The 14,071-nt window shown below is 68.7% G+C and carries 12 protein-coding genes and 1 tRNA gene; all 13 read right to left on the bottom strand.

Translation table 11 applies throughout. From position 1 onward, the window contains the following. Positions 1 to 126 precede the first annotated feature (126 nt). Positions 127 to 202: transfer RNA gene (locus ACW5IY_RS07910), tRNA-Gly, on the bottom strand. A gap of 238 nt (positions 203 to 440) precedes the next feature. Beyond that, entirely contained in the window at positions 441 to 1,067 is a 627-nt protein-coding gene (gene pgsA, locus ACW5IY_RS07905) for a CDP-diacylglycerol--glycerol-3-phosphate 3-phosphatidyltransferase (RefSeq protein ID WP_012510614.1), read from the bottom strand. An 18-nt stretch (positions 1,068 to 1,085) separates the two neighbouring features. Next, positions 1,086 to 2,930 (bottom strand): excinuclease ABC subunit UvrC, encoded by a 1,845-nt coding sequence (gene uvrC, locus ACW5IY_RS07900; protein ID WP_049436565.1) that lies wholly within the window; start codon positions 2,928 to 2,930, stop codon positions 1,086 to 1,088. Beyond that, positions 2,927 to 4,339 carry a nhl repeat protein gene (locus tag ACW5IY_RS07895; protein ID WP_049436564.1) on the bottom strand — a complete coding sequence of 471 codons (1,413 nt, stop codon included), beginning with the start codon at positions 4,337 to 4,339 and terminating at the stop codon, positions 2,927 to 2,929. Before ACW5IY_RS07895 ends, uvrC begins: the two co-directional genes overlap by 4 nt. After that, on the bottom strand, positions 4,336 to 4,824 hold the full coding sequence (locus ACW5IY_RS07890) for a low molecular weight protein-tyrosine-phosphatase (RefSeq protein WP_049436563.1): 489 nt from the start codon (positions 4,822 to 4,824) through the stop codon (positions 4,336 to 4,338). The genes ACW5IY_RS07895 and ACW5IY_RS07890 overlap by 4 nt, the downstream gene beginning before the upstream one ends. Beyond that, complete coding sequence (gene kdsB / locus ACW5IY_RS07885) at positions 4,821 to 5,594, bottom strand: 3-deoxy-manno-octulosonate cytidylyltransferase (protein ID WP_049436562.1); 774 nt, start codon at positions 5,592 to 5,594, stop codon at positions 4,821 to 4,823. Before kdsB ends, ACW5IY_RS07890 begins: the two co-directional genes overlap by 4 nt. Positions 5,595 to 5,668: 74 nt before the next feature. Further along, on the bottom strand, positions 5,669 to 6,688 hold the full coding sequence (gene lpxK, locus ACW5IY_RS07880; RefSeq protein WP_049436561.1) for a tetraacyldisaccharide 4'-kinase: 1,020 nt from the start codon (positions 6,686 to 6,688) through the stop codon (positions 5,669 to 5,671). Next, positions 6,688 to 8,436: a lipid A export permease/ATP-binding protein MsbA gene (gene msbA, locus ACW5IY_RS07875; RefSeq protein ID WP_010486079.1), complete on the bottom strand. Its 1,749-nt coding sequence runs from the start codon at positions 8,434 to 8,436 to the stop codon at positions 6,688 to 6,690. Before msbA ends, lpxK begins: the two co-directional genes overlap by 1 nt. Continuing rightward, positions 8,433 to 8,855 carry an ExbD/TolR family protein gene (locus tag ACW5IY_RS07870; protein WP_049436560.1) on the bottom strand — a complete coding sequence of 141 codons (423 nt, stop codon included), beginning with the start codon at positions 8,853 to 8,855 and terminating at the stop codon, positions 8,433 to 8,435. The genes msbA and ACW5IY_RS07870 overlap by 4 nt, the downstream gene beginning before the upstream one ends. Before the next feature lie 3 nt (positions 8,856 to 8,858). Continuing rightward, complete coding sequence (locus ACW5IY_RS07865) at positions 8,859 to 9,521, bottom strand: MotA/TolQ/ExbB proton channel family protein (RefSeq protein ID WP_010486081.1); 663 nt, start codon at positions 9,519 to 9,521, stop codon at positions 8,859 to 8,861. Positions 9,522 to 9,524: 3 nt separating this feature from the next. Continuing rightward, positions 9,525 to 11,924 carry a DNA internalization-related competence protein ComEC/Rec2 gene (locus tag ACW5IY_RS07860; RefSeq protein WP_049436559.1) on the bottom strand — a complete coding sequence of 800 codons (2,400 nt, stop codon included), beginning with the start codon at positions 11,922 to 11,924 and terminating at the stop codon, positions 9,525 to 9,527. 59 nt (positions 11,925 to 11,983) lie between these two features. After that, complete coding sequence (locus ACW5IY_RS07855; protein WP_049436558.1) at positions 11,984 to 13,336, bottom strand: sensor histidine kinase; 1,353 nt, start codon at positions 13,334 to 13,336, stop codon at positions 11,984 to 11,986. Between the two features lies 1 nt (position 13,337). Further along, entirely contained in the window at positions 13,338 to 14,009 is a 672-nt protein-coding gene (locus ACW5IY_RS07850; RefSeq protein ID WP_010486084.1) for a response regulator transcription factor, read from the bottom strand. Positions 14,010 to 14,071: the final 62 nt, after the last annotated feature.

The raw sequence follows: 14,071 nt of genomic DNA, 5'->3' as shown, positions 1-14,071 counted from the left end.
CTGGAGGAACACAGATGCAGCTTCGAACGGGTGCGTGGTGACGCGATGGGGTGGCGGTGAAGTGGGGATGAAGCGGGCTCTACGCAAACGAAAAACGCCCCCTTGCGGGAGCGTCTTTCTTGAATCTGGAGCGGGAAACGAGACTCGAACTCGCGACCTCAACCTTGGCAAGGTTGCGCTCTACCAACTGAGCTATTCCCGCTTGGGAGGCGAAATTTTACCTATTCCAAGGATGCCGTCAAGCGCTTTTTTTTCAGGGTCTGCGAGGCGCCTTGCACCGCGTATCCACGCATGGCGTGGATCTACCACGGCGTCCCCGCAAACCGATTGATCCGCATCATCCGTGGATGCAGCATTTCCAGTAGATCCACGCCATGCGTGGATGGCGGCGGCGATGGGGTCAGAGCCCTTTCCTGCGGAAAGGGATCCGACCCCGAGCCTCAGTTGCCCAGCTTCTTCTGCCGCGCACGCTCGCGCGCAGCGCGCTCGTCATCGCGCAGGCTCGGCCAGGCGGCGTGCAGGTACTGCAGGCCCGACCACAGGGTCAGCACCGCGGCAATCGCCAGGGTCCAGTCGCCGATGTGGAACACCGGCCAGCCCATCCAGATGTCTTCCACCGGCACGTTCGGGGCCACCGAATACAGCAGGCACAGCAGCGCGACCATCTGCGCGGTGGTCTTGACCTTGCCGATCATCGCCACGCGCACCTTGGCGCGCTGGCCCAGCTCGGCCATCCATTCGCGCAGCGCCGACACCGCGATCTCACGGCCGACGATGACCGCCGCCCAGAACGCCATCCACGGCGTCGGGTGGCCCTGCACGATCAGGAACAGTGCCACTGCCACCATCAGCTTGTCCGCGACCGGGTCGAGGAAGGCACCGAAGGCCGACTCCAGCTGGTAACGGCGTGCAATCCAGCCATCGAGCCAGTCGGTGATCGCGGCCAGGCCGAAGATCGCCGCCGAAGCGAAGTTGGTCCAGGTGTAGGGCAGGTAGAACACCAGCACCAGCACCGGGATCATCACGATCCGCAACAACGTCAGCCAGGTGGGCAGGGTCAACTTCATGCTTGCGTGCTTCTCTCTCTACTCGGCCGCATCAGGCGTGGCCAACCCGTGCAGGTTAGCGTAGATACGTGCCGCGAGGGCGTCATTGATGCCTTCCACCTTGGCGATTTCCGCTTCGCCAGCGGCTTTCAGGCCCACCAGGCCACCAAAATGCTTGAGCAGGCTGGCGCGGCGGCGGGGGCCGATACCGGGGATGTCCTCCAGCTTGCTGGTCATCCTCGCCTTCTGGCGGCGGCCGCGGTGGCCGGTGATGGCGAAGCGGTGCGCCTCGTCGCGCACCTGCTGGATGAACTGCAGGGCCGGGTTGGCTGCGCCCGGGCGCAGCTCGCGGCCGTCAGGCATCACCAGCGCTTCGTGGCCGGCGCGGCGCTCCACGCCCTTGGCCACGCCCACCAGCAGAACGCCTTCCACGCCCAGGTCGGCCAGTGCGGCCTGCGCCTGTGCCAGCTGCCCGGCGCCGCCGTCGATCAGCAGCACGTCCGGCAGCACGCCCTGCTCTTCCACCGCACGGCGGAAGCGACGGTCGATGGCCTGGCGCATGGCGGCGTAGTCATCGCCCGGCTCGATGCCGCTGATGTTGAAGCGGCGGTACTGCGCGCGCACCGGGCCTGCCGCGTCGAACACCACGCACGACGCCACGGTGGCCTCACCCAGGGTGTGGCTGATGTCGAAGCATTCCACACGCTTGACCGGCTCGGCCAAGCCCAGCATGTCGCGCAGTGCATCGCTGCGCGCGTGTTGAGCATTGCGGCTGTTGAGCTCGGTGGCCAGGGTCAGCTGCGCGTTGCGACTGGCCAGCTCCACGTAGCCGGCACGCTCGCCGCGCACGTTCCACTTCAGCTGCACCTTGCGCTCGGCCGAGGCCGACAGCGCGGCGACCAGCAGGTCGGCGTCGGGAATCTCGCGGTCCAGCAGGATCTCGCGCGGCGGCTCGAACTCGATGTAGTACTGCGAGACGAACGCGGCCAGCACTTCCTCCGGGCTCTCCTCGCCGTTGGTGCGCGGGAAGAACGGGCGGGTACCGAGGTTGCGGCCATCGCGGAAGGCCAGCAGCAGCACGCAGGCCTGAGACCCCTGCATGGCCACCGCCAGCACGTCCAGATCCGCGGCGCGGCCATCCACGTACTGGCGGGTCTGCATACTGCGCAGCGAGGAGATCAGGTCGCGCAGGCGCGCGGCCTGCTCGAACTCCAGCGCCTCGCTGGCGGCCTGCATCTGCTCGCCCAGCTCGCGGGTCAGTTCGTCGCTCTTGCCTTCCAGGAACAGCGCAGCGCGGCGCACCGATTCGGCGTACTCGGCAGGCGCCACCAGCTCCACGCAGGGCGCGCTGCAGCGGCCGATCTGGTACTGCAGGCACGGCCGCGAGCGGTTGCGGAACACGCTGTCTTCGCAACTGCGCAGCTTGAACAGCTTGTGCATCAGGTTCAGCGTTTCGCGCACCGCCGTAACGCCGGGATACGGCCCGAAGTAGCGACCGGGAATGGCGCGCGGGCCGCGATGCAGGGCGATGCGCGGCCAGTCCTCGCGGGTCAGCAGCACATGCGGATAGGTCTTGTCGTCGCGCAGCGAGACGTTGTAACGCGGCGACAGCGACTTGATCAGCTGGTTTTCCAGCAGCAACGCCTCGGCTTCCGAGCGCGTCACGGTCACGTCCATGCGCGTGATCTGCGAGATCATCGACATGATCCGCGCGTTCTTCGGGCTGCCGTTGAAATAGCTGCCGACGCGGTTGCGCAGCGCACGGGCCTTGCCGACGTACAGCAGGGTGTCGTCGGCCGCGTACATGCGGTACACGCCGGGGGCGGTGCTGAGCTGGGCCGCGAAGGCCTTGCCGTCGAAGACCGGAGCGGGAACGTCGGTCATTCGCTGATCGGCACTTCGCTGAGCACGCCGCTGTCGGGGTCGAAGCGCAGCACGGCGTGGGCGTCGGTCTCGGCGATCCACACCGCACCTGCGCCCACCGCCAGTCCCGCCGGGCCATGCAGGCGGCGCGGCAGCGGCTGGGTGGTCAGTTCACCGCCGCCCAGGCGCAGCGTGCGCAGGCGGCCGTTGCCGGTATCGGCAATCCACAGCAGCGGTGCATCCGGGCTGAGCGCGATCGCCTGCGGGAACTGCAGGCTGGCCTGCGCGCGCGGGCCGTCTTCACTGCCGAAGCGCCATGGCCCCTGCCCGACCAGCGTCTGCACCAGGTCGCCGCGCAGCTGCAGTGCGCGGATCGAGGATCCCAGTGCATCGGCTACGTACAGCACCTGCTGCACTACGGCCAGCGCAGTCGGTTGTGCGAACGCGGCCAGATGGCCGCTGCCATCACGCTCGTCGATGGAACCACTGCCCGCGCGCCATCGCAGGCTGCGCTGGCCCAGGTGGTAGCTCCAGATACGGTTGTCGCCGGCCATCGCGATGTGCAGCTGGTTGTCGGCGATGGCCAGGCCGACCGGATGGTCCAGCGAGACCTGCCGGGCCTGCGCGACCGGACCTTCCACCGGCGCACCGGGACGGCCATTGCCGCACAGCGTGTCGACGATGCCGGTCAGCAGGTTGATGCGGCGCACGGCGTGGTTGCCGGTGTCGGCGACGTACAGCGCATCGCGTTCCAGCACCAGCGCCTGCGGGCGGTGGAACGCCGCTTCGGCGAGGTTGCCGTCCATGAAATCGGCGGTACCGAGACCGAACTGGCGCAGGATGCGGCCGCCATGGCTGCATTCGAGGATGCGGTGATGGCCGCTGTCGGCGATGTAGAGGCGCTCGGTACTGACCGCCAGGCCCAGCGGGAAGCGCAGTGCCTGGCGGGGCTCCGGATGCAACTCGCTACCGCCACGCGGCGGCGCCGACGGCGCACCCTCGCACAGCGCATTCAAGGCACGCTCCAGTTCGCCGGGCGCGCCCTGCCCGACCAGCCGCTGCTGTTCGCGGCCCTGCGCATCCAGCAGCACCAGGGTTGGCCAGGCGGTGATCCCGAAGCGGCGCCAGCCATCCCAGTCGGCATCGAGCAGGACCGGCACCGTCAGGCCCTGGCGACGCAACAGCTTCAGTGCGTCACCGGCGTCGCGTTCGAAGTCGAAGCGCGGCACCTGCAGCACCAGCGGCTGCAGCTTGCCGGGGTGGCGCGACAGCCATTGGCCGAACTCGGCCAGGCGTTGCGCGCTCCAGGCGGAGGCGGCGTTGACGAACAAGAGCGCCACCGGCCGACCGCGCAGTTCGGTCAGGGTGCAGGGGGTGGCATTGAGCCAGGTGGCGAACTCGGGCAGGTCCGGGACGGGCTGGACGTTCATGGCCCGATTATGCCGGAGTCGGCGTCATGCAACAGTCGTGCCACGGCACGTTTTGCAGCATTGTCGACCAATGTCCAGACCTGTTCGAAATGATCACTGCCGCCGGTGTAGGGATCCGGGATCGCCACCCGGCCCTCTCCGCCCGACCATGGCAGGTACAGTGCCAGGCGTTCGCGCTGGGCCGGCGTGGCGATACGGCCGGCATCACGCAGGTTGGCCTCGTCGGCGCACAGGATCCAGTCGAAACGTTCGAAATCCACTGCCTGCAGCCGGCGTGCACGCAGGCCGCCGATGTCCACGCCGTGCCCGGCCGCGCAGGCGATTGCACGCCGGTCCGGCGGCTCGCCCACATGCCAGTCGCCGGTGCCGGCCGAATCCACCTGCACCCGCCCGGCCAGCGGCGAGGCCTCCAGGCGTGCGCGCAGCGCACCTTCGGCCATCGGCGAACGGCAGATGTTGCCGAGGCAGACGACCAGCAGCTTCATCGTGCCGACAGCGTCTGCAGCAGTGCTTCGGCGCGCTCCAGGTCCTCGGGCGTGTCGATGCCCGGCGGGAACGGTTCGGGCGAGATCGCCACGCTGATCGGGAAGCCCGCTTCCAGCACGCGCAGCTGTTCCAGCGATTCGACCTGCTCCAGCTGGCCCGGCGGCATCGCCGCGAACTGCTGCAGGAAACCGGCGCGATAGCCGTAGATGCCGATGTGACGCAGCCAGTTGTGACCGGCCGGCAACGTGTCACGGCTGCGTGCGAAGCCATCGCGATGCCAGGCGATCGGCGCGCGGCTGAAGTACATCGCCTCGTTGCGCACGTTGCGCACCAGCTTCACCACGTTCGGATCGAACAGGGTTTCTGCATCCTCCACGGCGGTCGCCAGGGTCGACATCGGCGCATTGCCGTCAACCAGCGCCTGGGCCACCGCACGGATACCCGCAGCGGGTGCAAACGGCTCGTCGCCCTGCAGGTTGACCACCACGGTGTCATCGGCCCAGCCGGCGATGCGCGCGCACTCGGCCAGGCGATCGGTGCCGGAGGCATGCGAGGTGGCGGTCATTGCCACCTTCACTTCGGCCAGGCCGGACAGTGCGTCGGCAATGCGTTGATCGTCGGTCGCGACCCAGACCTCGCCGGCACCGGCCTGCAGCGCGCGGCGCGCCACATGCAGCACCAGCGGCTCACCGCCCAGCAGGCGCAGCGGCTTGCCCGGCAGCCGCGAGGCGGCATAGCGGGCCGGGATGGCGACGACGAATTCGGTCATGGGGCAGTACTCGGCAGGCTCGTTACAACGGGAATGCGGCCGGCGGCGCATGAATGCAAGCGCCGCCGTGCCACTCAGTTCGGTCGCAGCTTGTCCAGGCGGTCGGTCAGCGCCACCCAGAACGCGGCAGGCAGCTCGGCGCGCAGCGGGACCGCGTAGTGCCAGTCATTGCCGAACGCCCGGCATTTCACCGCGTCCTTTTCGGTCATCAGCACCGGCAGCTGGCTGCCAAAGGACAGGTCCTGCGGCTGATAGGCCTGATGGTCGGCGAAGGCGTGCGGCACCACGCCGATGCCTCGCGCGCGCAGCATGTCGAAAAAGCGCTGCGGGTGGGCGATGCCGGCCACGGCGTGCACGCGCTGGCCCTTGAAGTACGACAGTGGACGGGCACGGCCTCCGGCCAGCGGTTGCGCGCTGTCGATGTGCAGGGCCATCGGCCACTGGCCGAAACCACAGGCCTGGGCTGCAGATTCTTCATCGGCCTGGCCGAGATTCACCACGCGGAAATCGCACTCGCTGGCGCGGCTGACCGGCTCGCGCAGCGGTCCGGCCGGAATCATCCGGCCATTGCCGTAGCGGCGCTGCGCATCGACCACTTCGATCTCGATGTCGCGCGCCAGCCGGTAGTGCTGCAGGCCGTCGTCGCAGACGATCACATCGCAGCCGGCCTCGATCAGCGCCTTGCCGGCAGCAACGCGATCACTGTCCACGCGCACTGGTACGCCTGTCTTCCAGGCAATCAGCACCGGTTCGTCGCCGCCCTTGGCGGTCGGCGTATCGGCCTTCACCCACAGCGGTTTGTCCGCATCTTCGCGGCCGTAGCCACGACTGGCCACGCCCGGCTTCCAGCCGGCGGCACGCAGGCGCTCCACCAGCGCGATGGTCAGCGGCGTCTTGCCAGTCCCACCGGCGGTGATGTTGCCAACCACGATGACCGGCACCGGCAGCGTGTAGCGCTTGCGCCAGCCACGCCGATAGGCGCGCCGGCGCAGCGCGGTGACGCCGGCATACAGCGGCGCCAGCAGGCGCATCGCCCACGGAACCGGGCTGCCGTCGTACCAGTACGGCGGGGTCTGGGTACCCTTGCCGGCCATCAGTCCTGCCTTTCGCGGAACTGCATGCTGTGCAGATGCTGGTAGAGGCCACCCATGGTGAGCAGCTCCTTATGGGTACCGCGCTCGACGATGCGACCGTGGTCCATCACCAGCACCTGGTCTGCATGCTCGATGGTCGACAGGCGGTGCGCGATGACCAGCGTGGTGCGCTCGGGCATCAATCGCTGCAGCGCGTCCTGCACCAGGCGCTCCGATTCGTTGTCGAGCGCTGCGGTGGCTTCATCGAGGATCAGGATCGGCGCGTCGCGCAGGATCGCACGGGCGATCGCCAGGCGCTGGCGCTGGCCGCCGGACAGCAGCGCGCCGTTCTCGCCCACCGGGGTCTGCAGCTGCTGCGGCATGCGCGCGATGAACTCCCAGGCGTTTGCGGCTTCGGCCGCCGCTCGGATCTGTTCATCGGTCGCGTCCATGCCATAGGCGATGTTCGCGCCAATGGTGTCATCGAACAGCATGACCTTCTGCCCGACCATCGCCACCTGGCGACGCAGGTCGGCCAGCGGATAGTCATCCAGCGCCACCCCATCGAGGGTGATGCGCCCGCCGCTGGGTTCGTAGAAGCGCGGCACCAGCCGGATCAGGCTGGTCTTGCCACTGCCGGACCGACCGACGATGGCGGTGACCGTACCCGGCTTGGCCACGAAGCTGATGTCGTCCAGGGCGATGCCACTGTCTTCGCGGTAACGCAGCATGACGTGCTCGAAGGCCAGTTCGCCACGCACGCGCTGCACCGTGTTGCGGCCATCGTCGCGCTCGACCGGCATGTCGAGGATGTCGAACAGGCGCTCGGCGGCGGACACACCGCGGGAGATCGAGGACTGCACGCTGGTCAGGCGGCGCAGCGACGGGATGATCGCCGTCATCGAGATCATCAGGCCCATGAACTGGCCGGCATTGAGGCGGCCCGCCAGTGCTTCGCGGGTCGACACCCAGACGATCACCGCCAGCGCCAGCGCGGCCAGGAACTGGACCACGCTGGAGGCACCGGCACGGGTGATTTCCACCTTCATGTTCAGCGCCAGCATGCGGTTGGCCAGGCGCGAGTAGCGCGACATTTCGTGCTGCTGCGTGCCGTGCACCTTCACTTCCTGCTGGGCCGCCAGCGACTGCTCGGCAGTCTGCGCCATCGTGCCCATGCCGTCCTGGATGCCGCGGCTGATGCGCCGGTAGCGCTTGCCGACGTAGGACACGATCACGCCGATCATCGGCACCACCACCAGCATGGCCACGGTCACCTTGACGCTCATCTGCAGCATCACCGCCAGCATGGCGATGATGGTCAGGGTGTCGGCAACCACGGTCTTGAGCGCGTCGGCACTGGCCTGGGTGACCTGCTCGGTATCGAAGTTCAGGCGGCTGACCATCACCGGCGTCGATTCGGTATCGAAATGCGAGGACGGCAGGTGCAGGTACTTGGCCAGCACCTGTTCACGCAGGTCGCGCACCACGCTGCGACCGGTCTTGGCCAGCGCGTAGTCGCTCACCCAGGTGGCGGCGCTGCGCATCAGGAACAGGCCGAGGATGGTCAGCGGCAGGATCACCGCCATTTTCGGTTCGGGATTGACAAAGCCGCGGTTGACCAGCGGCTCCATCAGCTTGGTGAAGTGGTAGCCGGCCACCGACTCCACCGCCATGGCGATGACGGCGGCGACCATCATGCCCCAGTAGGCACGGGTGTATCCCAGCAGACGTTTGTAGATCGGCCACACCGGCGCGTGTTTGGAACTCATGGACGCACCTCGGGTGCTGTTGCAATGGCAATACGGCGGAAGCCGAGCTGACCGAGCGCATCCTGCGCGGTCACCACGGCCTGATAGGGCGTGCGGGCATCGGCACGCAACAGCACCGGCTGGGTGCGGTCGCTGCCGGCAACGGCCGCGATGGTCTGCTTGACCGACTCGACGTCGCTGCGCAGCACTTCCTGGTCATTGATGAAGTAGCGGCCTTCGGCGTTGATCAGCACGCTCAACGAGCGCGGCGGCTCATTGCTGGGCTGCTGGCTGGCCGTGGGCAGCTGCACCTGGAGTGTCGAGCGCGCGTCGAAGGTAGTGGTGACCACGAAGAAGATGATCAACACCAGGATGACGTCGATCAGTGGCACCAGGTCGATATGCGGCTCATCCTGGGATCGGTCGTTGCCGATACGCATCGATCAGGCCTTCGCCATCGCCGCGCCGGCCGGGCGCGTGGCAGCGGCAGGGTTCATCACCCCAGGTCGGCCATCCAGCGTATCCAGCAGCGCGCTGGCTTCCTGCTCCATCTCCACCACGTAACCGTGGATGCGGCCCTTGAAGTAGCGGTGGAACATCAGCGCCGGAATGGCGACGATCATGCCGGTGGCGGTGCACACCAGCGCCTTGCCGATACCACCGGCCAGCTGGTTCACATCACCGACGCCGTGGTCGAGGATACCCAGGAACATCTGGATCATGCCGATCACCGTGCCCAGCAGGCCCAGCAGCGGCCCGGCCGAAGCGATGGTGCCCAGCGCGTTGAGGAAACGCTCCATGCGGTGCACCAGGTGGCGGCCGGTGTCTTCGATGCGCTCGCGGATCTGGTCACGCGGACGGTTGCGCGCTTCCAGCGCCGCGGCCAGCAGCGCGCCCAGCGGCGAGTTCGCGCGCAGGGTCTGCAGGTGGGCCGGGTCGAGCTTGCCGCGTGCCGCCCAGTTGCGCACTTCCTGGCCGAGGCCGGGCGGCAGCACTTCAGTACGCCGCAGGGACCAGAAACGCTCCAGGATGATCGCCAAAGCCAGTACGCCCAACAGCAGCAGCGGCACCATCGGCCAGCCACCGGCCTTGACCAGTTCCCACACGTTTCAACCCTCCGGCCCAACGGCCGCTTGTTCGATCGGCGATAGGATAGCAGCCGACCGCGCCCGCCCAGCGGCATCCCACCAGCGGGATGCGTGGATGCGCTGTTCACGCAGCTGCAGCCCTTGTGCGCCAAGCCATATGCGGATCGCCCCGGAATCGGCCGTGGCCAGTACCTCGGCCCCTTGCGCCTGCCAGCGCTGGACCACGTCCTGGCGAGGGTGCCCGAAGCGGTTGCGGTGCCCGGCCGAGACCACCGCCAGCCGTGGCGCCACGGCCTCAACCCACGGCGCGCTGGAGCTGCCGCCGCTGCCATGGTGGGGCACCAGCACCACATCCGCCTTCAGCGCTGCCGGAGACGCCTGCAGCAGCGTCCGCTCGGCCGGCCGGCCGATGTCACCCGGCAGCAGGACCACGCCGTGGCGGCTGGCGATGCGCAGCACGCAGCTGTCTTCGTTCTCGGCCTGACGGCTGCCCGGCGCCGGGTGCAGGACCTGGAAATCAACCCCGTCCCACTGCCAGCGCAGCCCCCGCTGGCAGGGCGTGGCGCCAGCGATGGTGCTGCCCGGTGGTGCCAGCAGCTGCAGTCCGTGCAGCTGCCGTCGCAGGCTGGACAGGCTGCCGGTGTGATCAAGATGGTCATGGCTGAGCATCGCCCGCCGGGGCGGCCCCTGGCCGAGCGCGCGCAGGGCCGGGACCAGAATGCGTTCGTTGCCCTCGCCGCCGGTCGGCGGCCCCACGTCGTACCAGAGCGCGTGCCGCGCCGTACGTACCAGCACCGCAGTGCCCTGCCCTACGTCATGCACCAGCAGCTCCAGCTCCCCTTCGGCCGGTGCATGGCGGGCGGGCCACAGCAGCGGCAGGCACAGCAGCAGGCCCGCCAGGCCACCGCCTGCGCCGCGTGGCAGCAGCCACCAGAACACCCCCGCCAATGCCGCCGGGACGGCCCAGCGCGGCGCCTCGGCCAACCACCACATCGCCTGCGGGTGCAGCGCCAGTGGCTGCAGCGCCTGCCAACTCAGCTCGAACAGCCAGGCAGCGGCACGCCAGGCCCAGCGCCCGGCACCGTCGTGCAGCACCTGCAGCGCAGTACCCAGCAACGACAACGGCACCACCAGCAGGGTCCACCACGGAATGATCGGCAGGTTGACCAGCGGCCCCAAGCGCGCGGTGCCGCCGAACAGGGCCACGCACAGCGGCAACAGGCCGAGGCTGGCCACGCCCTGGGCGGCCAGGAAGCCACGCAGGCCCCCACCGGCGCCCTCCGGCCCGGTTCGCGGCAGGCACCACAGCAGCCACAGCACGCCGCCAAAGCTGAGCCAGAAGCCGGCCGACAGCACCGACAGCGGCGCCGGCAGCAGCATCACCATCGCGGCCAGGGCCAGCCCCTGCCCCGCACCCACCGGGCGACGTCCGGCACGGGCCAGTGCCACCAACCCGATCATCAGCGCCGCGCGCACCGTTGGCAGCGCGCCACCGGCTGCCACGGCATAGGCAGCTGCGGCCAGCGCCGCGCCCCATGCCGCCGCCTGCGGCCGTGGCCAGTACCGTCCCAGCACTGGGCACAGCCACCACGACACACGGCACAGCAGTACGCCGAAGCCCGCCACCACGCCCACATGGAAACCGGAGATGGCGACCAGATGGGTCAGGCCCAGCGCGCGCAGGTGTTCCCAGTCGGCATCAGACAGGCCGCGGGTGTCGCCCAGGGCCAAGGCCTGCACGAACCGCGCGGCAGGATGTGCCACCTGCGTGGCGATGGCGTCACTGCTGCGCTCGCGCCAGGCCGGCAGGCCCTGCGCAGGCGCGTGCTCACGGGCAGCGCCCGGGTCGCGCACCGTGCCATTGCCGGAGATACCACGCAGCAATGCATGGCGTTCGCCATCGAAGCCGCCGGGATTGATCCGCGAGCGTGGCGCACGCACGCGCAACGACAACTGCCAATGCGCCCCTGCACGAACCGCATGGCGTCCGCCCTCGGCCCCGTGCGCTGACGATCCGCGCCACGGGTCGTTCCAGGTGATCTGCAGGCGCTTGCCACGCAACGCTGGCAACGTATCGGCCTCATCCACGTGCAACACGAAGCGCGTGTAGCCGGGCCCGCTCTGTGGAAGATCAGCCACCCGCCCTCGCACCTGCACATCCTGCGGCGGCGCGTCGGGTGGAAGCTGGTCGTGCAAGGCCCATTGCCCGTGCACTGTTGCCCATGCCAGGCCGAGCATGACCGCAGCCCAGGTGCGGCCGCGCCAGCGCAGCAGCCAGCCCGCGCCGCCGGCAACCGCCATCGGCACGCTCAGCCACAGCGGCAGCAGCGCCGGCATCTGCACGCAGGCCAGCGCGCCCAGTACCAGGCCGGCGGCGCAGCCGGGGCCGAACAGGGCCGGCGCGGAACGTTCGAAAGCCATTCCATCAGCCTGCCGCCGGGTGCAACAGGTTGCCTATCGGGGTTTTCCCCGCGTGGCTGTCAGCGCCGGACGGTGCCGCGGTGGAAGTTGACCCGGAAGCTGGCACCGCCGCCGGCGGCCTCGCCGACACTGACCGAGCCGCCGTGATGCTGCACGATTTCCTTCACCAGATGCAGGCCCAGGCCACTGCCACTGCCCGCCGCACGCAGGCGATGGAACGGCTCGAAGATCGCTTCACGGTCGCTCACCGGAATACCGGCGCCCTGATCGCTGACTTCCAGCAGGCCGCGTGCGTCCAGGCGCACGCAGATGGTGCCGCGTCCGCCGCCATGGACGATGGCGTTGTGCACCAGGTTGGCGATCACCCGCCCCAACGCCAGGCTGTCGCCATGGATCCACACCGGCATCTCAGGTGCATCCACTTCGAAGCCGTAGCCGGCACCGACTACCAGCGGCGCCAGATCGGCGGCCGCTTCACGCACCAGCAGTGCCAGATCCAGCCGCTGCAGTGCACCGACATTACGATCAAGTCGCTGCAGGTCCAGCAGGTGCTCGGCGACGTTGCCGAGCCGCGCCACGTCGGTCAGCAGCTGCGACTTCAGCTCGCCCTGCGGCAGCTGCGACAGGCGCGCCTGCACCACCGCGATCGGCACACGCAGCTCGTGCGCGGCATCGGCAAGGAACTTGTCACGCGCCGCATAGCCCTGCTGCACCTTGTCGATCGCGTCGTTGAAGGCTTCAACCAAAGGCGCGACCTCGGTCGACACCAGCTGCGCATCCAGCCGCGCACCCGGCTGGCCGATATCCAGCTCCTTGGCCTGTTGCGCGGAGCGGCGCACGCCACGCATGGCGCGGTGGATCACGGTCGGCATCACCAGCAGCGTGATCACGATCAGCGGCAGGAAGAACCACAGGCCGATCAGGCGCAGCACCATCAGCGCGCCATCCAGCAGCCCGCCCTTTGGAGCGCCGCCCACCATCACCGTGATGCGACGGCCCTCTTCGTTGCGGATCATCACCCGCGCCACATCCAGGTACGGCGGCACCAGCGAACCGAGTTCGGTCGCGCCCAGCGTAGGCAACCGCGCCAGCAGCGGCGCGTGGATCGCCGGAATCGTGCCGCGCTCCAACCAGGCTCCCTTGTCGTCGACTGCCGCGAACCAGAGGTTGCCGCCGGCACTGGCATCGAGCTTTTCCCAGCGTGCCTGGTCCAGCACCAGCCGGCCACCATCGCTGTGCACCGCCTTGGCCACCGCCTCGGCCATGAACATGTCCATGCCCCAGGTGTCCTTGTCGCCCCAGGTCAGGATCAGCGCAACAACTGCGAACAGCACGGTGAAGGCCTGCGCCAGGAACAACCGCCAGGCCAATCCCAGCGTGATGGAACGGATCGGACGTGTCGGACGTGCCATCTCAGGCCTCCGCCAGCAGGTAGCCGACGCCGCGGATCACATGGATCTCCACGCCGGCCCCGGCCTGTTGCAGCGCCTTGCGCAGCTTGGAGATATGCGCGTCCAGTGCATTGGACTGGATCTCGTCATCGAAGCCGTACACTGCCGCCTCCAACGCGCTGCGGGTGACCGTGCGTCCCTGTCGCATCGCCAGCGCCTGCAGCACCAGCACCTGGCGCCGGGGCAGCGCCAACAGCTGGCCCTCCACCTGCGCCTGCAGCGATTCGAAGTCGAATTCCAGCCGGCCCAGATGCAGGCTTGGCGTCACCATCGCCGAGGGCCGGCGCGAGACCGCGCGGATCCGCGCCATCAGCTCCTCGATCGCCACCGGCTTCACCAGGTAGTCATCGGCACCGACATCCAGCCCCTCGACCTTGTCCGACAGCGTTCCCTTGGCCGTCAGCATGATCACCGCCAGGTTCGGGCGCAGCGCGCGCGCGGTGGCGACGAACGCCACGCCATCGCCATCGGGCAGCTGGCGGTCGAGCAGCATCAGCTGGTGCACCGGCTCGCGGAGCGCGATCGCGGCTTCGGCCAGGCTGCCGACCACGTCGGCGACCACGCCCTGCCGCTCCAGGCCCGATTGCAGGGCACGGGACAGATCGGGATCGTCTTCGACCAGGAGGATGCGCATCAGGGGCTCGGCTACCGGAAACGGTGCCGATCATAGTGCCTGGCGCCGGCTTTGGGCGCCTT

It is taken from the genome of Stenotrophomonas sp. C-A, from assembly GCF_054030835.1.
The sequence above is the reverse complement of the archived record's forward strand: the minus strand, read 5'-3'. Positions and strand labels throughout refer to the sequence as shown.

Bases quoted from the DNA above. Each gene is read 5' to 3' on its own strand.
- ACW5IY_RS07890 (WP_049436563.1), bottom strand. From the start codon at position 4,824: ATGAAGCTGCTGGTCGTCTGCCTCGGCAACATCTGCCGTTCGCCGATG.
- ACW5IY_RS07895 (WP_049436564.1), bottom strand. From the start codon at position 4,339: ATGAACGTCCAGCCCGTCCCGGACCTGCCCGAGTTCGCCACCTGGCTC.
- msbA (WP_010486079.1), bottom strand. From the start codon at position 8,436: ATGAGTTCCAAACACGCGCCGGTGTGGCCGATCTACAAACGTCTGCTG.
- ACW5IY_RS07870 (WP_049436560.1), bottom strand. From the start codon at position 8,855: ATGCGTATCGGCAACGACCGATCCCAGGATGAGCCGCATATCGACCTG.
- lpxK (WP_049436561.1), bottom strand. From the start codon at position 6,688: ATGGCCGGCAAGGGTACCCAGACCCCGCCGTACTGGTACGACGGCAGC.
- kdsB (WP_049436562.1), bottom strand. From the start codon at position 5,594: ATGACCGAATTCGTCGTCGCCATCCCGGCCCGCTATGCCGCCTCGCGG.
- ACW5IY_RS07850 (WP_010486084.1), bottom strand. From the start codon at position 14,009: ATGCGCATCCTCCTGGTCGAAGACGATCCCGATCTGTCCCGTGCCCTG.
- pgsA (WP_012510614.1), bottom strand. From the start codon at position 1,067: ATGAAGTTGACCCTGCCCACCTGGCTGACGTTGTTGCGGATCGTGATG.
- ACW5IY_RS07855 (WP_049436558.1), bottom strand. From the start codon at position 13,336: ATGGCACGTCCGACACGTCCGATCCGTTCCATCACGCTGGGATTGGCC.
- ACW5IY_RS07860 (WP_049436559.1), bottom strand. From the start codon at position 11,924: ATGGCTTTCGAACGTTCCGCGCCGGCCCTGTTCGGCCCCGGCTGCGCC.
- uvrC (WP_049436565.1), bottom strand. From the start codon at position 2,930: ATGACCGACGTTCCCGCTCCGGTCTTCGACGGCAAGGCCTTCGCGGCC.